At 46.6% G+C, this 24,367-nt stretch carries 19 protein-coding genes; 10 read left to right on the plus strand and 9 right to left on the minus strand.

All coding sequences use genetic code 11. From position 1 onward, the window contains the following. The first annotated feature begins 18 nt into the window (after positions 1-18). Positions 19-732 (plus strand): PepSY domain-containing protein, encoded by a 714-nt coding sequence (locus DES40_RS01545; RefSeq protein ID WP_121098814.1) that lies wholly within the window; start codon positions 19-21, stop codon positions 730-732. A 7-nt stretch (positions 733-739) separates the two neighbouring features. Here the strand turns inward: DES40_RS01545 and DES40_RS01550 are convergent, their stop codons facing one another. From DES40_RS01550 to fsa, 3 genes are all read right to left on the minus strand, one after another. Beyond that, on the minus strand, positions 740-2,590 hold the full coding sequence (locus DES40_RS01550) for a DUF885 domain-containing protein (protein WP_121098815.1): 1,851 nt from the start codon (positions 2,588-2,590) through the stop codon (positions 740-742). 172 nt (positions 2,591-2,762) lie between these two features. Beyond that, on the minus strand, positions 2,763-3,737 hold the full coding sequence (locus DES40_RS01555; protein WP_170144833.1) for a glycosyltransferase family 2 protein: 975 nt from the start codon (positions 3,735-3,737) through the stop codon (positions 2,763-2,765). A gap of 185 nt (positions 3,738-3,922) precedes the next feature. Further along, entirely contained in the window at positions 3,923-4,576 is a 654-nt protein-coding gene (gene fsa / locus DES40_RS01560) for a fructose-6-phosphate aldolase (RefSeq protein ID WP_121098817.1), read from the minus strand. A 74-nt stretch (positions 4,577-4,650) separates the two neighbouring features. Here fsa and DES40_RS01565 point away from each other — a divergent pair, with 74 nt between their 5' ends. From DES40_RS01565 to DES40_RS01605, 9 genes are all read left to right on the plus strand, one after another. Continuing rightward, the gene (locus DES40_RS01565) at positions 4,651-6,804 is read left to right on the plus strand and encodes a primosomal protein N' (protein ID WP_121098818.1); all 2,154 of its coding nucleotides are present in this window, start codon (positions 4,651-4,653) and stop codon (positions 6,802-6,804) included. A gap of 311 nt (positions 6,805-7,115) precedes the next feature. Beyond that, positions 7,116-10,082, plus strand: coding sequence for a TonB-dependent receptor domain-containing protein (locus DES40_RS01570; RefSeq protein ID WP_233345344.1), 2,967 nt, complete (start codon positions 7,116-7,118; stop codon positions 10,080-10,082). A 237-nt stretch (positions 10,083-10,319) separates the two neighbouring features. Continuing rightward, positions 10,320-10,877 carry a F0F1 ATP synthase subunit delta gene (locus DES40_RS01575; protein WP_121098820.1) on the plus strand — a complete coding sequence of 186 codons (558 nt, stop codon included), beginning with the start codon at positions 10,320-10,322 and terminating at the stop codon, positions 10,875-10,877. A gap of 10 nt (positions 10,878-10,887) precedes the next feature. Continuing rightward, positions 10,888-12,420 carry a F0F1 ATP synthase subunit alpha gene (gene atpA, locus DES40_RS01580; RefSeq protein WP_121098821.1) on the plus strand — a complete coding sequence of 511 codons (1,533 nt, stop codon included), beginning with the start codon at positions 10,888-10,890 and terminating at the stop codon, positions 12,418-12,420. A 20-nt stretch (positions 12,421-12,440) separates the two neighbouring features. After that, positions 12,441-13,361 (plus strand): F0F1 ATP synthase subunit gamma, encoded by a 921-nt coding sequence (locus DES40_RS01585; RefSeq protein WP_121098822.1) that lies wholly within the window; start codon positions 12,441-12,443, stop codon positions 13,359-13,361. A 21-nt stretch (positions 13,362-13,382) separates the two neighbouring features. Beyond that, positions 13,383-14,921, plus strand: coding sequence for a F0F1 ATP synthase subunit beta (gene atpD, locus DES40_RS01590; RefSeq protein ID WP_121098823.1), 1,539 nt, complete (start codon positions 13,383-13,385; stop codon positions 14,919-14,921). Positions 14,922-14,964: 43 nt separating this feature from the next. After that, complete coding sequence (locus tag DES40_RS01595) at positions 14,965-15,357, plus strand: ATP synthase F1 subunit epsilon (protein WP_121098824.1); 393 nt, start codon at positions 14,965-14,967, stop codon at positions 15,355-15,357. Positions 15,358-15,396: 39 nt separating this feature from the next. Continuing rightward, positions 15,397-16,224, plus strand: coding sequence for a metallophosphoesterase (locus DES40_RS01600; protein ID WP_121098825.1), 828 nt, complete (start codon positions 15,397-15,399; stop codon positions 16,222-16,224). Between the two features lie 160 nt (positions 16,225-16,384). Then, positions 16,385-17,704 (plus strand): hypothetical protein, encoded by a 1,320-nt coding sequence (locus tag DES40_RS01605; protein ID WP_121098826.1) that lies wholly within the window; start codon positions 16,385-16,387, stop codon positions 17,702-17,704. Here DES40_RS01605 and DES40_RS01610 read toward each other — a convergent pair. The 6 genes from DES40_RS01610 to DES40_RS01635 all read right to left on the minus strand — a co-directional run bounded on the left by DES40_RS01610 (position 17,681) and on the right by DES40_RS01635 (position 24,215). Then, on the minus strand, positions 17,681-18,214 hold the full coding sequence (locus DES40_RS01610) for an NUDIX domain-containing protein (protein ID WP_121098827.1): 534 nt from the start codon (positions 18,212-18,214) through the stop codon (positions 17,681-17,683). The two genes, DES40_RS01605 and DES40_RS01610, sit on opposite strands and share 24 nt — an antisense overlap. Before the next feature lie 108 nt (positions 18,215-18,322). After that, positions 18,323-19,666 carry a TCR/Tet family MFS transporter gene (locus DES40_RS01615; protein ID WP_121098828.1) on the minus strand — a complete coding sequence of 448 codons (1,344 nt, stop codon included), beginning with the start codon at positions 19,664-19,666 and terminating at the stop codon, positions 18,323-18,325. Between the two features lie 3 nt (positions 19,667-19,669). Continuing rightward, positions 19,670-20,176, minus strand: coding sequence for an RNA pyrophosphohydrolase (locus DES40_RS01620; protein ID WP_121098829.1), 507 nt, complete (start codon positions 20,174-20,176; stop codon positions 19,670-19,672). Between the two features lie 16 nt (positions 20,177-20,192). Next, positions 20,193-21,416: a divergent polysaccharide deacetylase family protein gene (locus DES40_RS01625; RefSeq protein WP_121098830.1), complete on the minus strand. Its 1,224-nt coding sequence runs from the start codon at positions 21,414-21,416 to the stop codon at positions 20,193-20,195. Positions 21,417-21,518: 102 nt separating this feature from the next. After that, positions 21,519-22,823 (minus strand): S41 family peptidase, encoded by a 1,305-nt coding sequence (locus tag DES40_RS01630; protein WP_170144835.1) that lies wholly within the window; start codon positions 22,821-22,823, stop codon positions 21,519-21,521. An 81-nt stretch (positions 22,824-22,904) separates the two neighbouring features. Then, positions 22,905-24,215: a S41 family peptidase gene (locus tag DES40_RS01635; protein WP_121098832.1), complete on the minus strand. Its 1,311-nt coding sequence runs from the start codon at positions 24,213-24,215 to the stop codon at positions 22,905-22,907. Positions 24,216-24,367 lie beyond the last annotated feature (152 nt).

Genomic DNA, 24,367 nt, shown 5'->3' on the forward strand with positions numbered 1-24,367 from the left:
AATTTATTGGCGCGTGACATGAGCCGTAATTTCTTTAAATATTTAACCCGAGCCCATAAATGGGCCGGGCTTATACTTTCTGTTCAAATCCTGTTCTGGTTTAGTTCAGGGTTGTTTTTTACGCTCTTCCCCATTGATGAAGTACGAGGGCGACACTTGACGGATTCGCCGTCTTATACGCTCTCTGATCAAAGCCTTCTGCCTATTGAAATTGCCATGACAACATATGATGGGCAATTGACAGGGGCTAAGCTGATTAGTGTGGCAGGACGCCCTGCTTATGTACTTTTAGGGGATTCGGGCAGTCAGCTAATTGATGCCAGAACGGGGTCGGCGTGGGCGGCTTTGGGGGAGGGGGATATCCGCCGTATTGCCGAAGCGAGCTATAAAGGAGAGGGCAAGATTGCCGCTCTGTCTCGACTAGATAGCTTGCCCAAAGACTACCGCGGCGGCTTGCCTGTCTGGCAGGTAAAATTTGATGATAAGGCCAAAACACGCCTTTATCTTGACCCGCAAACCGCGGAGATTCGCGCAACGCGAACTCGGCTTTGGCGGGTTTTTGATTTCATGTGGAAGCTCCACATAATGGACGTAACAGGCGAGGATAACTTTAATGCTTGGTGGCTACGCTTGGCCGCTTTCTGCGGATTTCTCTTTGCCCTTAGCGGCGTTGCATTGCTTTGGCACCGCCTTGTTTTAAGGCCGCGCCCAAAGCGTATAAACAGAGCTTAATTTGCCTTTAGGCGCGGCTTTTTTCCCGCGCAATATAGGTGTCAATCACGCCTTCTAAGACGGTCATCGGAACGCTTCCGCCCAACACCACAGAGTCGTTAAAGCGCTTGTAGTTAAATTTATCGCCCAATGCGGCTTTGGCCTTTTGGCGCAGCTGATTTATTTTTGTGTGACCCACTTTGTAGCCCAAAGCTTGCCCGGGCCAAGCGCAATACCGGTCGACTTCACCGCGCACTTCTTCGGGGTGAGAGCCATTACTGCGCACAAACCAATCAATCGCTTCTTCGCGCGTCCAGCGTTTTGCATGTAAACCGCTATCGACCACAAGGCGGCAGGCGCGGAAGGCAAGGGATTGTAAGTAACCTAAGCGGCCCTCTGGGAAGTCATCATAGACTCCGAGTTCGTCTGCGATTTGCTGTGCATAAAGCGCCCAGCCTTCGGAATAAGCGTTAAAGGCAAGGAGGGACCGAATAACAGGTTGTTTGAATGCGTATTCTCCTTGCCAGACATGTCCTGGAATCGCTTCGTGATATGTTAAATCTGCTAGGCCGAGTTTATTGTGTAGATCTGTGGCGCGTAGATTTATCCAAAAATGCCCCGGTTGCGTGCCATCTATGGACCCCGCGCCGCCATACGCTCCGGGCGCACCCGCTTCGATTTCTGGTGAAATACGTGTGACCTCAAGGAAGCCAGGTACCAATGTTTCAAAGGCTTGTGGCATACGGGCACGAATGTCGGTTAGAGCATCATCAATAAAACTCATGATTTCAGCCCGCCCTTTATCACCCTTGGCAAAGGCATAGCGCGGGTCTTTTCCCAGCGCCGTCATGCGTTCGCCAACTGTGCCCTGTGTATAGCCAAGTGATTGCAGGATAGGTTCCATCTGACCTTGCAAATCGGCAAGTTCGTCAAGCCCCATTTGATGGACTTCATCTGGCGTCATTTTCGTTGTGGTGCTGGCCGCTATGGTCCAGTCATAATAGGCACTACCTTCTGGTTTGGCCCAAATTCCTGCATCAGATGTGGCGCGGGGCGCAAGCGCTTCAAGTGCTGCGACTTGTCGTTCCATTGCGGGGCGGACTTTCGCGTTCACGATTTCGGCTGCCCGTTTACTATAGTTTTCGCCATAAGCTGCGCCGCGTGTACCAACTGACGTGACTAGCCCCCAATTTTCCGTTGGTCTGGCCAAAGTATCGGTAAATTGACCCAGAGTTTTAGCCATTAAAAAGTCCGGGAGAATGACGCCTTGTTCTCCGGATATACGCGTGCGTTCAGTTTCTCCGTCTAGCTGTTCAGCATAAGCCTCTATACGAGAAAGATAATCCTCGGCGTCTTGAGCGGAGCCAATGGAATGAGATGAGTCTAAAAAGCTAGGTATTTCAACAAAGGCCCCAGTATTTTGAGCGACAGCATAAGGGCTGTTTCGATAAGACCAATTGGAGTTTAAGAGAGCGACATCCCCATAAGGTAAATCAAACCCTTCGACAGTGCGTTCAAAGACTGTTGTCACGACTTGAACATTCAAGGCTTCGTCATCGGATAAAGTCGACGTCTCTATGGCCTGTAAGTCTTTGGTGATGGCCCGAACATCGGATTCAATGGCCGCTTGACCTTCTGGGGAACGATCCGTCAACTTGGCTTTCAAGTTCGCATATTCGCCGACATCTATGCCATAACTTGACGCTGTCTCAGGATAGGCTGTGAGCATCATATGTTTGGCTTTGTCCAATATCGCGCTTGCATCTGCCGGAGAGGCCGTGCTTGGCGCATCAGATGTGCAAGCCGATAAAGCTGGCAAGGCTGATACAGCCATTGCAGCGGATGAGGTTTGGAGTAAGCGGCGACGAGAAACGGTCATAGTGAGTCCTTCTTTGGATTAAAGAATTACTGCCATGTGAGAGCGCCCGTGGCAATTGGGGATAGAATCCCTCAAGGCCTAACAAGACACTCAATAAATGAGGTCGTTACACAGGATGAACTGGCCAAGCCCCATGCGCTTAGCTTTCATAAAGCGCGCTATGTTTCGGCGCTTATTGAATGGGCGTAGATTTTGTTATGCCAGAAAATTTCAGCCAAGCTTTGCCATATAATTTGGGGCGGAAGCTCTCAAACCAAAGGACTTTTCCCGCACCTTCAGCGGCTTTTCGCATAAACCAAATAGAGCGATGTGAACGGAAAAGGTGAGTAAGGACGGACAATGGCCAATAAACAGCAAATTGCAGTGCGCCAATGATTGACCATTTGAAAAGCCCTAATAAGTTGAAGTTCTCAGGCGCTGCGCAAAGGCGGCTAGGCCCTTGACCATAAGCAAAACTACGCTGCTTTATATATCGTTTGGTCATCCTTCTGTCGTCAACATCCTCAAGAGCGTTGGTATCATTCGTCCAAACAATGCGGCCACCTTGATTTTGTAAATATGAAAACAAAAGATCATCTTCCCCACCCGTTTCATTCGTTGATGGGCAGAAAGGAGGCGATGGAAGTGCAATTTTGCGTCTGTCCAAGAGAGAGTTTCCACAGCCAAAAAATTCGTCAACCAGTGTTGACCCTTGTTTGTGAATATCGCGTGTGAAAAATTCTAAAAACTCAGCCTTATAACGTATATCAAGCTGACTTTGTGCGTAGGTCGGGCAAAAGACCAGAGTAGCATTAAAGTGCTGGGCTTTTTCAAAAAGTGTTGCAAGCCAGTTTGGAGTCGCGATTTGATCGTCATCTAAAAACGCCAAATAGTCGCCCTGGGCCTTTTCCAAGGCTTCGTTTCTGGCATTGGCGACACCAGGGTCAGGGACGTGAATGTAATGTAGATCAATTGGGCATTGTTCAGCAAAAGTTTCAACATAGGCGCGTGCATTTCCATCAGGCGCGTTATCAGCAACGATAATTTCAAGTGTTCGGCCCTCAACACTCTGTATAGAGAGGCTTTCTAAGGCATTTTTAAGCCCTTCAGGCCTGTTAAATGTCGGTACGACTATCGAAATGTCGACAGGTGTTAGTGTGGATTTCACTATAAGGGCCTTCACGTATTCTCACTCAGTCATTCTGAGTATGCAATTCTCTATCCTAAACGGCCCAAATGAGAGAATCCTTCGCAAAAATATTCTTATTTTATGATTAAAGTGACGTGACATAAAAAAACCCAGTTAAATCTGGGTTTTTGAAGGTTGTTTTATGCTTTAGGCTGGAAGGAAGGCTATAAGATTGATTGCCCAGTCGCAGCCCAATCCTTCATGAAGGCCTCGAGGCCTTTATCTGTGAGGACATGTTTAGACAGGTTTTCAATAACTGCGGGTGGCGCTGTAATGACATCCGCACCTATAAGTGCGCAGTCTTTAACATGGTTTACATTCCGAATAGAGGCGGCGAGAATTTCAGTCTCAAAGCCATAATTATCATAAATAGTGCGAATATCTTCTATCAACTCTAAACCATCCAAGGTGATGTCATCCAAGCGGCCAATGAAAGGGGAGATATAGGTTGCGCCGCATTTTGCTGCTAATAAAGCTTGGTTCGGTGAGAAGCAAAGCGTGACATTTGTTGGCGTGCCTTCGCGCGAAAGAGTATTGCAAGCCTTTAAGCCCTCCATAGTCAAAGGTAGCTTCACGCAGACATTATCCGCGATTTTACGTAAATGACGACCTTCGGCTATCATACCTTCTGCGTCGGTTGCGACGACTTCTGCACTCACATGACCTTCAGTTATTTTGCAGATTTCTGCGATGACGTCTTTAAAGTCCCTACCTGATTTCGCGATAATTGATGGGTTGGTTGTTACACCATCCACAAGCCCGATATCATTGAGGGCCGCAATCGCATTCAGGTCTGCGCTGTCTACAAAAAATTTCATGACTTTATGTCCGCTTTAAGGGTGATAGGTTCAGTGGGCTGTTATCACGAATCACCTTTATACAAAACGCTCAAATGCAAAATGCCCAGATTCTCTTTCCTGTAAATGTGCCCGGCGCGTTCGATTACGCCGTTCCCATAGGCATGGAGTTAAGTGTTGGGGATTTCGTCTACGCCCCCATTGGCAAGCAAATGAAGCTGGGCGTTGTCATTGGCTTAGGTACCGCAGAGGTAGGCCGAGAGCTGAAAGCCATTGCAGAGCGAAAAGCGACACGGCCTTTATCTCCTGATATGGTGAAATTTGTCCTTTGGACGGCAAAGTATAATGTGGCCTCCCCCGGGCAAGTATTACGTATGGTCATACGATCGTATAAGGCCCTCGACCCTAGTCCGATTGTTAATCACTATCTTCCCACTGGAGAGACGCTAAGGCAGCTGACTTCCTCTCGGCGCGCTGTCTTACGTGAGGGTGGGCCTTTTCCCGCCCGCGCGAGCGAAATCGCGTCGCGAGCAGGGGTGAGTGCAGGGGTGGTTAAAGGCCTCGTTAAAATAGGGGCAATGCAGGAATTGGCCATGCCCGTTGATGCACCTTTTCCAGTGCCTGATCCTGAACACCCCGGCATGGCTTTGACACAAGGGCAGGAAGACGCCGCAAAGGAATTAGCCGCGCAAGTTAAAATGGGCGGGTTTTCCGTTAGCCTGCTCGATGGCGTTACGGGGTCGGGTAAAACTGAGGTCTATTTTGAGGCCGTGGCAGAAGCTCTTCGTCAAGGTGGACAGGTCTTGGTGCTTGTACCCGAAATTGCGCTCACCCAAGCAGGGCTAGAGCGGTTTGCAAAACGGTTTGGAGCCGAGCCTGCTGCGTGGCATTCCGCCATTGGGGACGCACCAAGACGCCGCGTGTGGCGCGAAGTGGCACAAGGCCGCGCCAAATTAGTCGTCGGCGCTAGATCCGCGCTATACCTACCTTTCGCTGATTTAAAGCTTATCGTTGTCGATGAGGAGCATGACACGTCTTATAAGCAAGAAGAGGGCGTTATATATAATGCCAGAGATATGTCTGTTGTACGGGCCAAGCTATCTGGTCACGCGGTGGTGCTGGCTTCGGCTACGCCGTCACTCGAAAGTCTGCATAATGCGCGTTCGGGCCGATTTGCTCATATCGTTTTACCAGAGCGTCCAGGAGCGGCGGTATTGCCCGAAATTGGGCTTGTTGATCTGAAAGAAACACCCGCCGAGAAAGGTGACTTTCTTTCCGCGCCCCTGATTGATGCCATTCGTGAGGGTCTCTCACGCGGCGAACAGTCAATGCTGTATTTGAACCGACGGGGTTATGCGCCGTTGATTATTTGCCGATCTTGCGGGGAAAAGCTGAAAAGCCCTGATACAGATAGCTGGCTTGTAGAACACCGCGCAAGTGGTCGAGCCATGTGTCATTTAACGGGCTTTTCTATGCGTATGCCAACGCAATGTCCAAAATGTAAAGCGGACGATAGCCTTACGGCTGTAGGTCCTGGTGTTGAGCGCGTCGCCGAAGAGGCTGCTCGGCACTTTCCAGAGGCAAAGATTGAAATTTTTAGTTCCGATACGGCAGGGAACCCCGCGGCTATTAAAGACCGTATGGACAGAATGGCGCGCGGAGAGATTGATATTTTAGTCGGCACGCAAATGGTTGTTAAGGGACATAATTTTCTCAATCTTACTTTCGTGGGAGTTGTTGATGGTGATCTGGCCTTGGCGGGCGGTGATCCTCGCGCAGGTGAGCGCACCTATCAAACCCTTGTCCAAGTTGCGGGCCGGGCGGGCCGCGCAAAAAAGGCGGGTCATGCTCTTATCCAAACGCATCAACCTGAACATGAGGCATTATTGGCTCTGGCGGCAGGGGATAGAGAGTTATTTATCGGTGTGGAGCTTGCGATGCGCGAAATGCTTGGTCTGCCACCATTTGGCAAATTAGCGGCCATTATTATTTGGGGGCCAGATCGTGCGAAAACGGAAGCGCTCGCAAAAAAAATGGTTAGTCTTGCCCCGCGCACTGATGGGGTTGAGATTTTAGGGCCGTCTGAGCCGCCCGTTGGGCGCCTACGTGGCCAATATAGACGACGTCTATTTATACAAGCGGAATCAACGGTGAATCTCTCCCGTTATATGGCCGTTTGGCGCCAAAAAATCCGTCCGCCAGCGAAATATAAGGTTCAAATCGACATAGATCCGCAGAGTTTTATGTAAATTTTCGGTCTTGAGCTCAAATAAGAGGGCCAAAATGAGGAAACTAAGGGGTTTCTAAGGCCATATTTCATTAACTCTTTCACAACCAAGGGTATAAAATGCCTGAAATCGACCAAAAAGTGTTCAAATCTTGTTACTAAAAAGGCACGGCGTGCTGTTTTTGCAACAGTTTAAAGGAAATTGGACTGTTTGCTTAATTTTTGTCCATTTGGTCATTGCTCTCATTAATTATTGTCAATATCCCTGCTCGCCAAGAACTTCGCCTAGGTGGGGTTTGATGTTTAATTAAACAATATAAAAGGGAACTTATTGTGAAATCAGTAAAAAGAAATCTGTTGATAGGGACACTGCTTTCAAGCGCGATGCTTGTTTCAGCTGCTCCTTCATTCGCTCAAGATGCCAGTGATGACGAAGTCATCGTAACTGGTTCACGTTTGAACGTTAATCCGAACTTAATCTCGGCTAGTCCCGTTCTGACTGTGGGTGATGAAGAAATTAGCGCGCAAGGTGCTGTTAATATCGAAGACTTAACAAACAACCTTCCTCAAGTTTTCGCTGGCCAAGCTGGTGAAGTTTCAAACGGTGCGTCTGGTACTGCTAACTTGAACCTACGGGGTTTAGGTGCGGTCCGCACATTGACAATGATTGATGGTCGTCGTCTTCCTTATGGTTCATCAACTTCTTCTGCTGTTAACTTGGACTTGGTTCCAACAAACCTTGTTGAGCGTGTTGAAATCCTAACTGGTGGTGCTTCTGCTGTTTATGGTTCTGACGCGGTTGGTGGTGTTGCTAACTTTATTCTTAAAGACGATTTCGAAGGCGCTGAACTCGACCTTCAGTATGGTTTTGCTCAAAACAGCAATGGCATTGATCTTTATGATGAAGTTCTTGTTGCTAATGGTGTTGATGTTCCTGGTAGCTCAACAGATGGCGAAGAATTTAATGCGTCTATCACGCTTGGTGCAAATACTGCTGATGGCAAAGGTAACGTCACAATGTTCGCTTCATATCAGAATCGCGAGCAAATCACTCAAGACAACCGCTCATTCTCTGCTTGTACATTAGGCAGTGGTGACACGAATGGTTTTGGTTGTGTTGGTTCTGCAAACTTCCGTTTGTTTGGCGGCCCTGGTGGGTTTAACTTCCAAGAAGAAGACGGAACTTTGGTTCCATATGCAGGTGGATCTGATCAAACATTTAACTTTGGTCCTTTCAACTTCTTCCAGCGCCCTGCTGAACGTGTTCAGATATTCACAAAGGGTCAGTATGAGATTTTTGACGGTCATGAAGTGTTTGGTAGTGCTTCATACACAAATAACTTCTCTGATGCGCAAGTTGCTCCATCAGCTTCATTCGGTATTGGGGCTTACTCAATTAACTGTGATAACCCGTTTATTCAAAACAACCCTGGTAACTCTTTCCTAGACGTATTTGGTTGTACTGATGCAGACGTTGCTGCAGGTAATGATGTTTCTGGTGTCACATTATCTCACCGTAACGTTGAGGGTGGACCTCGTAATTCACGTCTTGAGAACTCTGCTTTCCGTTTAGTAGGTGGTTTGCGTGGTAATGTTGCTGAAATCTGGAACTATGAGCTGTTTGGTCAGTTCTCAAGAACAACAGATCAGTCAATCTCAACAAATGACTTCGTTATTGCAAATCTACAGGATTCATTGTTCGCCGTTGATGATGGCGAAGGTAATGTTGTTTGTCGTTCAGGTAATGCTGGATGTGTGCCTTATAACATCTTCCAACGTGGTGCTGATGGATCATCAATGGTCACGTCTGACCAGACTGACTTCATTCAAGGTATCGGTATTGTAAATGGTGATACTGAGCAGGTCGTATTCGGTGGTACAGCACAAGCTAACCTCGGTGATTACGGTTTCAAATCTCCATATTCCGACAGTGGCGTCGGCCTTTTGATCGGTTATGAAAACCGTACAGATAGCCTAGATTCACGTCCTGACGAAATCAGCCAGGTTCCTGGTGGCGGCTTTACAGGTGTTGGCGGTGCTACGCTTCCTGTTAAAGGTGAAGTGAAGTCTTCAGAGTTCTTTGCTGAGGTACAGGTTCCATTATTAACGGATATGCCTTTCGCAAAAGAATTGGTTGTAAGTGGTGCTTATCGTCACTCTAAGTACGACACTGACGGAAACGACATTCAGAATAGCTTCAACACAGATGCTTATGGTGTCACAGCCTCATGGGCTCCTGTCGAAGATTTCTCTCTTCGTGGTCAGTACCAGCGTTCAGTGCGTGCACCGAACGTAATCGAACTTTTCACTGGTCAAGATGTTGGCCTTCCTAACTTGAACGCGGGCGAAAACTCACTTGGTGAGACTATCTATGACCCATGTGCAACATCTGCTCCAACAGCTTCTGCTGCGGCCTGTGCTTTCACTGGTGTTACAGCGGCTCAGTACGGAAACATTCTTGATGTTATCTCTGGTCAAACTCAGGGTATCACAGGTGGTAACCCAGGATTGACTCCTGAGAAGTCAGACACATTTACACTTGGTGGTATCTTTACGCCAAGCTCTGTGCCTGGATTGTCACTCTCTGTTGATTACTTTGACATTACTGTTGAAGACTTCATCGCGGCTGGTATCGGTGCCCAAACAACACTTACTGAGTGTTTGGCGACTGGTAACGCTGCATTCTGTGACCTTATTCAGCGTGACTCAACTGGCTCACTGAACTCTGGTACAGCAGGTGTTGGCTTTACGCTTACAAACTTGAACATTGCTGAGCTTGCTACAGCTGGTGTTGATCTTCAGGCTGGTTACAGCTTCGATCTTGCTGACATTGGCGTAAACAATGCTGGTGATCTTAAGCTTCAGTACGCTGCTACGATCCTTGATAAGTTCGCTTATACACCATTCCCTGGTGGCGAAGCTATCGAGTGTTCTGGTAAGTATGGTAACGATTGTGCACAGCCAGTGAACCCTAAGTACCGTCATCGTGTTATGGCAACATGGGCTTCACCATTTGGTGTTGAGACACGTCTTACATGGCGTCATTACTCAGGTGTTGACAATATTGCTGCAGACCCAGCCGAAATTGATCAAACTCTAAGTGCTCAGAATTACTTCGATCTTTCAGGTAATTATGAAATCGTTGAGGGTGTTAAGTTCCGTGCAGGTGTAAACAACTTGTTCCTAGAGCAACCGCCTGTATCAATCTCTTCAGGTCCACCACTAGGTAACGGTAACACTTACCCAGTAACATATGACACTGGACGTTTTGTCTTTGTTGGCTTGAACGTTAAGCTTTAATCCACGGATTAATATGATTGGAAAGGCGGCCCATTGGGTCGCCTTTTTTATTGTGTCAAAACAACGCATTTTAGCTATGATTCATCCCTTGGCAGGGGGAAAAGGCCATGCTAAAGGCGGCGCGAGTTTGGCGGATATGCCCAGTGAAAACCTATGTTTTCGATTTGGTCGTCTCTGTTGTATTTATGTTAAGCGAACAGCAATTGCGGTTCCATTCCTAAGAGACGGACCTGATACGTGTCAGAGACTGAAGTCATTACCGGCGAAGCCCCCATTCGTTATGCGCAAGCCCTGCTTGAGCTTGCAGAAGGCGCTAAGTCATTGAATTCTGTAGAAAAAGACGTGAAGTCTTTGAAAGCGATACTCGGCAATAGTGATGTTTTAAGCGCGGTGATTAACTCTCCTGTATTTGCAACAGAAGACAAAGTTAATGCGCTAACGGCGATTGCTAAAAAGGCTAAATTAAAGCCTTTGACGGTACAATTTATTGGCACTGTTGCAGAGAATCGCCGTGCCGATCAGCTTCCTTCTATATTGGCGGCTTTTGAAGATATGGTGGCGCGACGCCGTGGTTCAGAAGTTGCAAAGGTGACGAGCGCCAAGAAATTGACGGCGGCTCAGGTCACATCAATCAAAACGAATTTAAAAAAATCGCTGGGACGCCCTGTTCAGGTAGAGACTTCTGTCGATCCTGATTTATTGGGTGGTTTCGTCGTGCGCGTTGGTTCGCGTTTATATGATAGCTCCCTCAAGACTAAACTTGAGGACTTACGTTTGACCCTCAAAGAAGCATAGAGGTTATAAAATGGATATTCGTGCTGCGGAAATTTCCAGCATCCTGAAAAAGCAAATCAAAGATTTTGGTAAAGAAGCCAAAGTCTCTGATGTGGGTCAGGTGCTCTCAGTGGGCGATGGTATCGCCCGTATTTATGGTTTGGACAATGTCCGCGCCGGCGAAATGGTGGAATTCCCAGGTGGAATTAAAGGCATGGCGCTTAACCTCGAATCTGACAATGTCGGTGTTGTTATCTTTGGTGATGACCGCGGTATTAAAGAGGGTGACACGGTTAAACGTCTTGGCGAAATCGTTGACGTACCTGTTGGTAAAGGCCTTTTGGGCCGCGTTGTTAACCCACTGGGTGAGCCAATTGATGGCAAGGGGCCAATTGAAAGCTCTGAGCGTCGCCGTGTTGATGTTAAAGCGCCTGGTATTATGCCGCGTAAAGGTGTGCATGAGCCCGTACAAACAGGCATTAAAGCGATTGATGCGCTTATCCCTGTCGGTCGTGGACAGCGCGAGCTTATCATTGGTGACCGTCAAACTGGTAAAACAGCTGTCGCTGTTGATGCGATCTTGAACCAAAAGGCGGCCTTCGACGAAGACCGTGAAAACGACAAGCTATATTGTATCTATGTTGTTATTGGTCAGAAGCGCTCAACGGTAGCGCAACTCGTTAAAACGCTCGAAGAGAACGGCGCGATGGAATATTCTATCATCGTTGTGGCTTCTGCTTCAGAGCCAGCTCCGCTTCAGTATCTTGCACCTTTCGCAGGTTGCGCGATGGGCGAGTACTTCCGTGATAACGGCATGCACGGCCTCATCATTTATGATGATCTGTCAAAGCAAGCTGTAGCCTATCGTCAAATGTCACTTCTTCTTCGTCGCCCGCCAGGACGCGAAGCTTATCCTGGTGACGTTTTCTATCTTCACTCCCGCTTGCTGGAACGTGCTGCGAAACTGAACGAAGATAATGGTTCTGGTTCATTGACAGCTTTGCCTATTATTGAAACGCAAGGTAACGATGTTTCTGCCTTTATTCCGACAAACGTAATTTCGATTACAGATGGTCAGATTTTCTTGGAAACAGATTTGTTCTTCCAGGGAATTCGTCCTGCTCTTAACGTCGGTCTGTCTGTGTCTCGTGTGGGTTCATCTGCTCAGATTAAAGCGATGAAACAGGTTGCAGGTCCTATTAAAGGCGAGCTTGCCCAGTACCGTGAAATGGCTGCTTTTGCGCAGTTTGGTTCTGATCTTGATGCCTCTACACAGGCCCTATTGGCACGTGGTGAGCGTTTGACTGAGCTGTTGAAACAGCCGCAATTCTCTCCGCTTCAAGTGGAAGAGCAAGTTGCTGTTATCTATGCGGGTACACGGGGTTATCTTGATGGAATTCCTGTGAAGTCTGTTCAAAAGTATGAGCGTGAACTTTTGGCGCATTTGAAATCTGACGGTAAAGCAATCTTGGCTGATATTGCATCAGAGAAGAAGCTGACTGACGATATTGAAGGCCGTCTAAAATCGGCTCTGGATTCATTCACTGCTAATTTCGCAGCTTAAGGACGGGAAAGGACTGAGCAATGGCCAGCCTTAAAGACCTCCAAAATCGGATCAAAAGCGTGAAAAACACGCAGAAGATCACCAAAGCCATGCAAATGGTGGCGGCGGCAAAATTGCGTAAAGCGCAAGAAGCTGCAGAGAGCGCACGTCCATATTCTGATCGTATTTCTGCGGTCATTTTGAACCTCGCTAACTCTATGAGCAATGCTGGAGATGCGCCTGAGCTTTTGGTCGGAAACGGCAAAAAGGATACGGTTCTTCTAGTCGTAGCAACGGCCGATCGCGGCCTTTGTGGCGGCTTTAATACGAATATTGTTCGTAAAGCGCGCGAAGAAATCGTGGCCATAGAAAAGGCTGGGAAAACTGTTAAGCTCTTTCTTATTGGTAAAAAAGGGTATGATCAGCTGAAGCGACTTTATGGCGATAATATCGTTGAATATATTTCGCTTAAAGAAGAGCGTAAATTACATGCGGGTATCGCTCGTAATATTGGCGAGAAAATTACGTCTATGTTTGAAGCGGGTGAGTTTGATGTCTGTAAACTTATCTATTCTGAATTCGTAAATGTGATGCAACAAGACGCAACGTCAAAGACACTCATTCCAGCAATGGCGGGTATGGGGTCAGAAGACGAAGCCGAAGGCAAACATGCGGCTGATGATGTATTTGCGCCTGACCTTAAAGGTGCGATTTACACATATGAGCCAGATGAAGCGGGAATTTTGCGCGTTTTATTGCCTCGTAATATCAATACACAAGTCTTCACTGCGCTCTTGGAAAACCAAGCGGGCGAAATGGGCTCTAAGATGACAGCTATGGACAACGCCACACGCAATGCGGGCGATATGATTGATAAGTTGACATTGACATTTAACAGAACACGTCAGGCCCAGATTACATCTGAACTGATTGAAATTATTTCAGGCGCAGAAGCGCTTTAAAAGAGCTAGAGGAAAAAACTCATGGCGAAAGCAGCAACGACAAAAACAGCGGCGAAGAAACCCGCCGCGCGTAAAACTCCCGCTAAAACAGCGGCGAAGAAACCTGCTACACGACGCGCAACGACGAAAAAAGTCGTCGCTAAAGCGTTATCTGGCGGTAAAATCAGCCAGGTTATTGGTGCGGTTGTTGACGTTCAATTCGATGGTCCTTTGCCATCAATCTTGAACGCTCTTGAAACTGATAACCAAGGTAACCGCCTTGTTCTAGAGGTTGCGCAACATTTGGGACAAAACACAGTACGGACAATCGCGATGGACGCGACTGAAGGTCTGGTACGTGGACAAGCTGTCAAAGATTTGGGCGCGCCTATTACAGTTCCAGTTGGTCCTGAGACTCTTGGCCGTATCATGAACGTTATCGGTGACCCGATTGATGAACGTGGCCCACTCAAGACTAAAGTGTCTGCGCCTATCCATAAAGAAGCGCCAGCTTTCGTTGATCAAGCGACAGAAACAGAAGTCCTTGCAACAGGTATTAAAGTTATCGATTTGCTCTGCCCTTACTCTAAAGGTGGTAAAATTGGTCTCTTCGGTGGTGCCGGTGTAGGTAAAACCGTTTTGATTATGGAGCTCATCAACAACATCGCTAAGCTTTTCGGTGGTTACTCTGTTTTCGCCGGTGTTGGTGAGCGGACACGTGAGGGTAATGACCTTTACCACGAGATGATTGAATCTAACGTGATTAACCTTGATGGCGAAAGCCGTGCGACTCTCGTTTATGGCCAAATGAATGAGCCTCCCGGAGCGCGTGCACGTGTTGCTTTGACAGGTCTATCTCAGGCTGAATATTTCCGCGATGAGGAAGGTAAAGACGTTCTATTCTTCGTGGACAATATCTTCCGCTTTACGCAAGCGGGTTCAGAAGTGTCAGCCCTTCTTGGCCGAATTCCTTCTGCTGTGGGTTATCAGCCAACTTTGGCCACTGAAATGGGTCAAATGCAGGAACGTATTACTTCAACAAACAAAGGTTCTATTACCTCTGTTCAAGCGATTTACGTGCCAGCCGATGACTTGACCGACCCTGCGCCGGCCACATCATTTGCTCACTTGGATGCGACGACTGTTTTGAACCGTGCGATTTCTGAAAAAGGTATTTACCCTGCGGTGGATCCACTTGATTCAACGTCACGTATCCTAGAACCACGTACAGTTGGTGAAGAGCATTACGGCGTTGCGCGTCAAGTTCAAGAAATCCTTCAGCGTTATAAGTCTTTGCAAGACATCATCGCGATTTTGGGCATGGATGAACTTTCAGAAGAAGATAAACTGACAGTTGCGCGTGCGCGTAAAGTTGAAAAATTCTTGTCACAGCCATTCGACGTAGCTGAAATCTTTACAGGGTCGCCTGGTATTCAGGTGCCACTCGAAGAGACTGTTCGTTCATTTAAAGGTTTGGTTGAAGGTGAATATGATCACCTCCCAGAGCAAGCCTTCTATATGGTTGGCGGTATTGAAGACGTTATCGAAAAAGCTGCCAAAATGGCAGCGGACGCGGCATAGTTTCTTTCTCCCTTAGTAATAAGGGAGAAAAATAGAGGCAGTTATGGCTGATAAACTTACATTTTCATTAGTATCACCTGAGCGCGAGTTGTTTTCGGGTGATGTTGATCAGGTTAATCTACCTGGTTCCGAAGGGGATCTAGGGATATTACCTAATCACTCTCCCTTAATGGCGGCTATACGGACAGGCGCAATTACTGTGATTGCTGATGGCAAAGAAACTCAGTTTTTTGTCCAAGGTGGTTTCGCTGATGTTACGCCAGAAGGTTTAACTGTATTGGCTGAACGCGCAGCGCCTTTATCTGATGTAACAGCCGAAAGTTTGTCAGCAGACATCGAGGCGGCAAAAGCCTCTCTTTCTACTTTGCAAGGCGATGCCGCTTTGGCCGCACAGCAAAACCTTGATGGTCTAAATGCCTTGGTGGGGACACTTTAAGAGTTTTGATTTGTTAGATTTTTCTTTTAAACCGAGCCAATGAAAGCTCGGTTTTTTTATGTCATATGCTCATTGGTTTTGTTAGCTACGGCTTGTCTAATTTATGGGTTTTACATTGAACCGCGTCGTCTTGTTCTCCGAACAGTAGACATCGAGAGTGCTTCTTATAAGGGCACGCCTCTAAAGATAGCCTTCGTGTCTGATATTCATATTGGCGGGGCTCCGATATTCTCTGAGAAGGTCAACCATATTGTAGAGAGCGTGAACGCGCAGTCACCCGATATAATCATGCTAGGAGGGGACTATATAAACGGTCATACAGAGCGACGTCATCATACTTCAGCATTTAATTCGGAGATCGAGAAAGGTCTTTTAGAGCTTGAAAACCTTACCTCTAAATATGGCGTTTATTCTGTCATTGGTAATCATGACAGATGGTATGATGCCGAATGGACAGCACAGTATTTGAATCAACTCAACATTAATGTGCTTGAAAACCAAGCCTATAACTTAGGCGCGCTCTGTATAGTTGGGTTATCTGATTTCGACACGGCCCAACCTTCGCCAGAAGCTTTTAATGGTTGCATGGAAAACGCAGTCCCGCTCGTTCTGACACATTCTCCAGATGCCTTCCGATATTTGCGTAGTGATACGGCATTGGCTCTAGCGGGGCATACTCATGGCGGGCAGATAAATTTGCCGCTTATAGGCCGCCGCGTCACAGCCACAGAGGCCGGAAAGCCCTTGGCTTATGGGGTGAAGCTAGTGAATGAGACACCTGTTTTCATAACGGCCGGAATAGGCACTTCCATCTTGTCAGCACGGTTCCGTGCACCGCCAGAAATCGTGATAATTAACTTGCAATAATGCTTACCTCATCATTTAGGGCTTGAATTATCCAGTTGCCAGACAGAATTCATTACCTAATATAATTACCATTTCCACGAGGGCGTCATTATAGTTTGCTGACTGGACTAAATTACTCCCACGAAATAGCAATATTGGATAGTCTTGGGATGGGTAAGTCATGAAAGAATCTGAGATATTTACATTATGGGCTGATGATAGCCAGCCTGAAGCTATTGATCCTAAACAGAGGAAATCGTTTAAAGCGCATCTGATATTAAATGCTATTCTAAATGATCGGATAGTCATGTCAGATAGCCAAGTTATTACATGTAGGAATTTCCGTCACTTAGTTAGAGATGATGCTTGCGTTTCAGAATTAATAAAGAGTGGTGTCTTTTCCGTGGCGATGCGGACAAAAGAAAAAGGTAATGGCCCCATCTCTGACCTTATGTCATTGGATACTGAATTTCACAAAACTGGAAAAATTCGGCCTGATAACACCATGGGCGATAGGCGTGTAGAAGATCTTGAGTTCTTAGAAAAACATGCACCTAAGAAAATATGGTCTATTTCAGAAATTGGTAATAATTATGCGAACAACGCAAAACGAATTATATATGAGCACTTTTGTAGTATGTTGGACGACCGCGACCGCCTTACTGCCCGTGAAATTATTCGTGAACGAGAATCCGTTAGAAATCTGGACCGCTTTTTTCTTCAGGAAGAGTTTTTAAGTTTATTGCAACCCAGACTACAGTCAAAGTATGATATGCGGATTTTGAAAAAAGGGCTACATGATAGTTACATTGCACCTTATATATCGAATTTACCGAGTATTTTAAATTTAAATCCTATATATCTACCTAATCATAAAAAATCTTTCCAAATTTTCCGTGGTTCATCCTATGAAATGGTCGATATGGAGGATCCCATAATCATAGAACCTGAGTTGGATCACTCGCATTTTGTAGAAGGTCTTTGCCGTTTAGATATCGATGATATTTTCTCGCTAAAGTCGAGCAAGTTTATAAAAAATTATGTCGCTCTCTCTGGCAAAGGTATTAACTCTGCTCATGACCATGAATCGCTTCAGCACGCGTTTTTTGAAGCCAACATTGCTATTGAACGAAAAATTATCGAACGATTTCAAGGGCTTAAAACTTCCACAACAGTCCCAAATATTCAACATGTGAAACGACAATATGCGAGGGATAAAAAAGCAATAGGTGTGGCTTTGGATATACTGGGATTAGCACTCTTTATGCCATTCGCAGGTACGATTACTAGCGCTTTATTTGATGTTTATGAGAAACGTAAGTTTGGCACTGCAGATGAACAAAACATGAAAGTAATCGGATCTCATCGTTCTGAATTAAATAAAATAGAACGATACCTTAAACAAAGTAATCAAAGTTCTGCTTTGAATACAGAGTTAATTATACATGATACAAATAGTTTCAAACAAGAAACAATTTCACACGTGATTGATAAATTTTAACAGGCAAATTTGTGTTACCGCATCAAATATTCCTAAGTCTTCAAAACTTGTATTTTTTAAAGTATTTAAGGAAAATAATTTAACTCCGGATATGCTCTCTGTGTCTTCAACATTATTAAAGGCAGGGGAAAATTTTTCAGGTAATGTAGTTTGAAATAGATAGGTCTCGAATGCTTTTCCTGTTTTACCTATAGGCAAGAAGTCTTCACCCTTAGCGCCTATCTCTTCACTTAGTTCTCGCCTTGCATCTTCAACGGGCGTGCTGCCTTCTGTTCCAAAACCCTGTGGGACTTCAAGTGAATGGCTTAACTCTGCATATCTATAGGTATTAATAAGAAGTGCTTGTCCCATATAAATGGGTAGGATAGCTACACCATAAGGCGCTTTCCACTGAGTACGAAAATAGGAGCCTTTTTTCCCAGATGGAAAAAGAACATCATTATCATAGACTGAGACGAAATCATTTTCGTATACAGGAGTGACTTTTATCGTCTTAATTGCTTTCAGCATAAATCAGCTCATATTCTAGGCTTAGGTTTTAGCCAAGTCGTCTTTCAGCTTGTTATCAGTTTACATTAGTTGAAGTATGTATACCGAGAGTATCTAAAGGAACTATTTTTATTTTGCTTCATCGACATCGTAATAGCGCGCCTGTCGGTCGGCTTTCGTTGTGACCAAGACAAACAACCCAAAACCCAATAAAGACAAAGCAGCTGCGGTAAGGAATGGAGCGCCGGGCACATAAGGCGCAGGGCCGTGTGCAAAGGCGTGTTGCGCCATATGGATGAGGTTATCAGGAAAACCTACAAGACCGTAGGGAAGCTTATTCTCGGTATCGCCAAAATACCAAAACATACCTGACATAGCGAAAGGCCCAATCATCAAGGCTAGGCCTTGGGCAGCCCCTATAGCGCCCTGAAGCTCTCCTTGTTCCGAGGCGGAAACGCGAGAGCTCATCATATTGGTCAAAGCCGGACCATAGAGACCGGCTAGGGCGGCAAAGGGGCCTGCAGCATATATGACCCATCCACTATCAGCACTTCCCATCATCGTATAGGCGATAATGGCGGATATGATGCCAATCACGCCGGCCCAAAACAAGCCAACTTTTGGAATAATGATGCGGATTAAGCCGCCTTGGACAACCATGCTGGCGATACCAAAGACGCCCAGAGAGAATCCAACATCTGCCTTGTTCCATCCCAGCCCTTCAATAGTCGAGAATGCGTAGGTCGTTGGATATACTGTATGGGCCATAGCCAATAGAAAGAGAATAAAGATAAGGCCTTTAACGCCTTTAATTTGCCCCAGAGACTTTAAAGAGCCAAATGGATTTGAACGCTTCCAGCTAAAGTCGCGCCGTTTATCGGCTGGCAGTGTTTCGGGCAAAAAGATATAGCCATAAGCCACATTCATAAGTGAGAGCACGCCAGCGGCTATAAATGGGGCGCGCGGGCCAAAACTTTCCCCTATTAATCCGCCGATTACAGGGCCCAGCATAAAGCCTACACCGAAAGAGGCTCCCACTAAGCCAAAATTTTGTGCCCGTGTCTCAGGCGGGCTTATATCGGCGATATAGGCATTTGCAGTGCTGAAAGTGGCGCCCATAGCGCCAGCGATTATGCGGCCTATAAATAAAAATGCCACCGTGGGGGCGAGCCCCATAATAAAATAATCAATGCCTAGTCCAAAAAGTGAGAGCAGCATAATAGGGCGTCGACCATATCGGTCAGACAAGCCGCCAATAATGGGCATGCATATGAACTGGAATAGAGCAAAGACAAAGGTTAGCCACATGCCATAAAGCGCGGCTTGATTATTTGGCAAGTCCGTCAGCGTCTTTAACAAATCTGGCAGAACGGGAATAAGAATCCCAAAGCCAATCGAGTTGATCATCACGGTAATCAGCACGAAAACCATAGCATTTTTACTCTGCTTTGTTTTCGTTTTTAGGCTTATCATCACTTAGCTCTTAGGCGCGTTTACGGGCTTTGCAAATGCCGCAAATTCGGTGACCAAAGTTTCATAGACAGCGCGTTTAAACGGCACGACAGTTTCTGGGATAGACTGTAGATTGGCCCATTTCCATTCTGAGAACTCTTGCTCGCCATGCGCCGTTAAATCTACATCAGACCCATCTCCATAATATCGAAATGCGAACCACTTTTGCCTCTGGCCAATAAAATTCCATTTTTTACGCTTGGATTTTAAAGCTTCAGGCGTGAAATCATAATAGAGCCAAGGCTCAATTTTACCTAATTTTTCGAGGCAATCACCTTGTAAGCCAGTTTCCTCAAATAACTCACGACGTGCGGCTTTTGACGGTTTTTCGCCTGCATCAATTCCGCCTTGTGGGCATTGCCAAGCATAAGGGCCTTCCTCGCCAAATCGTTTGCCAAGCCAAATTTGGCCAGCTTCATTGAATATCGCAACGCCGACATTGGGGCGATAAAGTTTCGGGTCTCTTTTCATGTGTATCAATTCAAACTTATTGTAGGCGAGTGGAGGCTGGCACTAATTGCAAAGACTGAGCAGGTAGGGTGGCTATCCAGCTATTGACGGATTGGAGCGTTTCTGGATAGGCAAACCCGACTCCAATTGGGGCGTTACCCTGGCTTGCCTCGGCGGCTAATCGCGAGAGTTCAATATCTATCAAAGCTGTCTGAGGTTCAGGGTCGATGAGGCCAAAGCCTTGCTTGAAAGGAAGACCAACCGAGCGGGCGATACTGTCTAGGGTCGGCGTTTTAACGGCGCCATCTGTGATAAAGGCGAGGCCAGACTTGGCGAAACGATCAAAAATTGAAACAGTCGCGTCAGCCCGTAACAAAAACTTATCGCCATTATAATTTGTAACGCCGTAATATCCTTGTGCACGGCTGAGGAGCCAATCAAGATGCTGATGGTTCACAGGGTCTTGCCCTGCTTTCAAGGTACGGCTGACGCCAGCTTCTGACGCGTTTATGTCAGCTGACTCCATTGGGATTTCTAGTAAAACCTCATGCCCGTCTGCACGAGCTATATTTATCCAATCTTGTAAACCCTCACTTTGTGCGGCGAAGGATAGCGTAACCTCGGCAGGTAGAATATCTATGGCTTGCTGTGTGAGAGGACGATTTATGCCTAACCCACCAATAATCAAAGAGACAGCCTGCTTGCCAGACTGAAGTTCGGTTGCCTTTCGATAGGTATTATAAGCGGTTTTGCCATTTTGTGCGCGAACAGGGAGGGGGCCAAGGGGGCCATTTTTTACCAGTTCAGTGTATAAGTTGGTGCTGCCTCCATTGAGCGTTTTTCCATCAATCAAAATCATTTTGGGTTTTGGCGGTGCGGCTGGCGTACTCTCAGCCGATTTTTTATCTGATTGAGAAGATGGCGACGTCACGGTGACAGGATTGCCCAAAGCATCTGTTTTTGGCTGTACCTCTGCTATGATTGTCGGGTTTTCCCCCTGTAAAACGTCTCCGGCCAAAAGGTCTGGTAGGGCATCGTTATCTGCATTTAAGTGGGTGGAGGGCAGGGGTTGTGGTATCGCGCTTAGGGGTAATTCCCCGCTGATATTGGGGTCATCATGGATAGCTGGTGATAAAGCTACTCGGGCGATGGCGCCTGTGAAAAAGGCTAGAACAAGAATAGCGCCTAGAACATGCCAGCGTTTTTTTGGCAATGTGAATCGCTGTCGCCGTGTGACTGATATATGTGAGTTAGACCCCATAACTCTGCGTTAAAATGTTTCGCGTCTCAGGTCTACTAGCCTTCTCATTTTCTCCTGGAGGGGGAGAGTAGCCTCACTTTTGAAACGCACTTCACTCCAAAATTATTGCAAAAATGCACTCTTAGGCAAGTTTTGACCCGGAAATTGGTTTTGGGCCTGAAGAAGGGCCTGATAGCGAGACGTTTTTAAGACATCGATAGCTTTCCGAAGTTGGAAGTCGACACTTTCGGCTTCGTCTTCTGATGGATATAGAATCGCGTCATAGTCCTCTTCGTAATCAGTATCATCTGGATTTATGAGAGAGTTGGGTAAGCTATCCTCGCGAAAGCGTTTGCGAAGTTCGCCTTTATCTGGCTGCGCGGCCACGAGAAAGTCTGGCATGATGCCTCGCCCTTGTATGGAATTCCCCGACGGTGTGTAATAGCGTTGAGTGGTGATACGCAAAGCCCCGCCATTTTCTTGTAGGGGTATAACAGACTGGACTGAACCTTTGCCAAAAGACCGCCGGCCGATAATGACGGCTCGTCCTCTATCTTGGAGGGCACCCGCGACAATTTCTGCGGCAGAAGCAGAACCGGAATTTACTAGAACCACTATCGGCATCTCTGGATAAAGTTCACCAGCTTCCGCATGATAGCGCTGCGTATCAATATCAGTGCGCCCACGGGCGGATAAAACTTCGCCGCCATCCAAGAATAGGCTCGAGACGCTGACTGATTGGGTCAATAATCCGCCGCGATTACCTCTAACGTCGATGATAAGGCCAGGAATTGTCCCTCCTAACTCAGCTTCAAGCTCTTTAAGGGCTTTTTCCAGATCTTCGGTAAGTCTGTCATTGTTAAAGGTTTCGATGAATACATAGCCCAAGCCTTGTTCGATACGGTGGCGAACAGCTCTGCCTCTTACCTGAGCGCGGGTTACGATGATATCGCGTGGGGCGCTTTGTCCCGTTAATACAGTTACGGTGACAGGCTCGCCTGCAAGGCCGCGCATATTCTCCACTGCAGCATTTAAATCTTTACCCAGAACCGAGTCACCCGCCACAGCGGTGATGTAATCGCCAGAGCGAATGCCTGCTGCATAGGCTGGGCCTTCTTCAATGGCATAATTTACCTTTACAAGGCCGCCTTCCATGCTGACCTCAATACCAAGTCCGCCATATTCGCGCTTGGCCGCTTCTCTTTGTTCCGTAAACTCAGCTGGAGGGCTATAGTTTGAATGTGGATCGAGTGAGGCTAAGGCCCCATTTAAGGCGTGTTCGACAAGTTGTTTTTCTGAAACCTCTGTGACGTAATTATCACGAACCCGCGCAAGGACTTCTGCAAATAACTCCATTTTTGCTAGTATCTCGGCATCCGAGGGCTGTTCTTTTTTATTTGTCTCGACGCTATTTTGTGCTTTGGCCAAGGGCGCAAAGGTTAGAAAAACCGACGAAAGAAGACAGCAAGATAGAAATTTTGATAGAGGCATAGAAATCAATTATCAGGTCTATCCTTGAAATTCTGCTAATTTCGCCACGTAATTTCCACCTTTTAGAAGTTCAATAGCCTTTTCTAACTGATAATCGCCTTCAGGGTCATAATCTTCTGGCGGGTAATCCACGACAAGCTCTTCTGTCTCGGTGTCTTCATTTTCATTCTTGATAGCGTTTGGCAAATCAGCTTCGCGGCGTTGAAGTCGCTTTTTGCCATCATCTGGCACAAAGGAAACGGCAATATCAGGCTCAATGCCTGTGCCTTGAATAGACCGCCCCGCGGGAGTGTAATAGCGCTGAGTTGTCATGCGCAAGCCTCCGTCGCGTCCGCCGCGAAGAGGAATAATGGATTGAACAGAGCCTTTACCAAAAGACGTCATTCCTAAAATAATTGCGCGGCCTCTATCCTGTAGAGCGCCAGCAACAATTTCCGAAGCAGAGGCAGAGGCCCCATCAATTAAAACGACAATAGGTACATCTTTGGCTAGTTCACCGGCTTCGCCATTATAACGCTGCGTATCAGAGGCCACACGTCCTCGTGTAGAGACGACTTCTCCGCCATCCAAGAATACACTTGAGACTTTCACAGATTGATCCAACAGACCGCCGGGGTTACCACGAAGGTCCAATATGAGACCTGGTATTTTGCCACCAAATTCTTTGCTTAATTCTTTAATGGCTTTGACCACGCCTTCTTCGGCTTTGTCATTAAATTGTGCCAGACGTATATAACCAAGGCCGTCTTTTACTTCGTATTTCGCGACGATACGTTTGATGACTTCTCTCGTCATCGTTATTTCCATCGGATCTTCGTCCTCACGAATAACGGTCACGGTAATGTCTTCGCCCGGTTTACCGCGCATTTGTTTTACGGCTTCGGTTAATGACAGCCCCATAATGGATTTTCCGTCAATTTCTGTAAGGTAATCACCCGCTTTAATACCAGCGCGCTTAGCGGGCGTTTCATCAATGGGCGCAATGACTTTTACAAAACCGGCTTCCATCGTCACTTCCATGCCCAAGCCGCCATATTCACCGCTTGTGGTGACTTGTAATTCTTTAAACTGTTCAGGCGTGACATAGCTGGAATGAGGATCAAGTGACTGTAACATGCCGTTTAAGGCGTTCTCAATGAGCTCAACATCATTTACATCCACAACATAGTCGGTACGGACTCTAGCAAGAACATCGGCAAAAAGATCAAGCTGTTCAAATGTATTTGTATTGGATGAAGGTTCAAAGGCGATAGCGGATTGGTTCGTCGATGAGAAAGCAAAAAGTGCAATGGCAGCGACAGAGCCAATAGCGGGTAGAATATATTTCATGTTTTAGCCTTTAATCCTTTTTGCCGAATATGATGCAATATTTGGGCCTTATTTTAAAATTTGCCAGATTTTAAAAAGTGTCAGGCTAAATTCATAGCATCAGCATTGACGTATTTTGTAGGTCGGGAAGTGTGAGGTGCAAAGTCAAAAAT

Source organism: Litorimonas taeanensis (genome assembly GCF_003634015.1).
GTDB lineage: Bacteria > Pseudomonadota > Alphaproteobacteria > Caulobacterales > Maricaulaceae > Litorimonas > Litorimonas taeanensis.

Excerpts from the sequence above, each read along its gene's own strand:
- DES40_RS01545 (WP_121098814.1), top strand. The coding sequence starts at position 19 with ATGAGCCGTAATTTCTTTAAATATTTAACCCGAGCCCATAAATGGGCC.
- DES40_RS01550 (WP_121098815.1), bottom strand. The coding sequence starts at position 2,590 with ATGACCGTTTCTCGTCGCCGCTTACTCCAAACCTCATCCGCTGCAATG.
- fsa (WP_121098817.1), bottom strand. The coding sequence starts at position 4,576 with ATGAAATTTTTTGTAGACAGCGCAGACCTGAATGCGATTGCGGCCCTC.
- DES40_RS01565 (WP_121098818.1), top strand. The coding sequence starts at position 4,651 with ATGCAAAATGCCCAGATTCTCTTTCCTGTAAATGTGCCCGGCGCGTTC.
- atpA (WP_121098821.1), top strand. The coding sequence starts at position 10,888 with ATGGATATTCGTGCTGCGGAAATTTCCAGCATCCTGAAAAAGCAAATC.
- DES40_RS01585 (WP_121098822.1), top strand. The coding sequence starts at position 12,441 with ATGGCCAGCCTTAAAGACCTCCAAAATCGGATCAAAAGCGTGAAAAAC.
- atpD (WP_121098823.1), top strand. The coding sequence starts at position 13,383 with ATGGCGAAAGCAGCAACGACAAAAACAGCGGCGAAGAAACCCGCCGCG.
- DES40_RS01595 (WP_121098824.1), top strand. The coding sequence starts at position 14,965 with ATGGCTGATAAACTTACATTTTCATTAGTATCACCTGAGCGCGAGTTG.
- DES40_RS01600 (WP_121098825.1), top strand. The coding sequence starts at position 15,397 with ATGAAAGCTCGGTTTTTTTATGTCATATGCTCATTGGTTTTGTTAGCT.
- DES40_RS01605 (WP_121098826.1), top strand. The coding sequence starts at position 16,385 with ATGAAAGAATCTGAGATATTTACATTATGGGCTGATGATAGCCAGCCT.
- DES40_RS01610 (WP_121098827.1), bottom strand. The coding sequence starts at position 18,214 with ATGCTGAAAGCAATTAAGACGATAAAAGTCACTCCTGTATACGAAAAT.
- DES40_RS01615 (WP_121098828.1), bottom strand. The coding sequence starts at position 19,666 with ATGATAAGCCTAAAAACGAAAACAAAGCAGAGTAAAAATGCTATGGTT.
- DES40_RS01620 (WP_121098829.1), bottom strand. The coding sequence starts at position 20,176 with ATGAAAAGAGACCCGAAACTTTATCGCCCCAATGTCGGCGTTGCGATA.
- DES40_RS01625 (WP_121098830.1), bottom strand. The coding sequence starts at position 21,416 with ATGGGGTCTAACTCACATATATCAGTCACACGGCGACAGCGATTCACA.
- DES40_RS01635 (WP_121098832.1), bottom strand. The coding sequence starts at position 24,215 with ATGAAATATATTCTACCCGCTATTGGCTCTGTCGCTGCCATTGCACTT.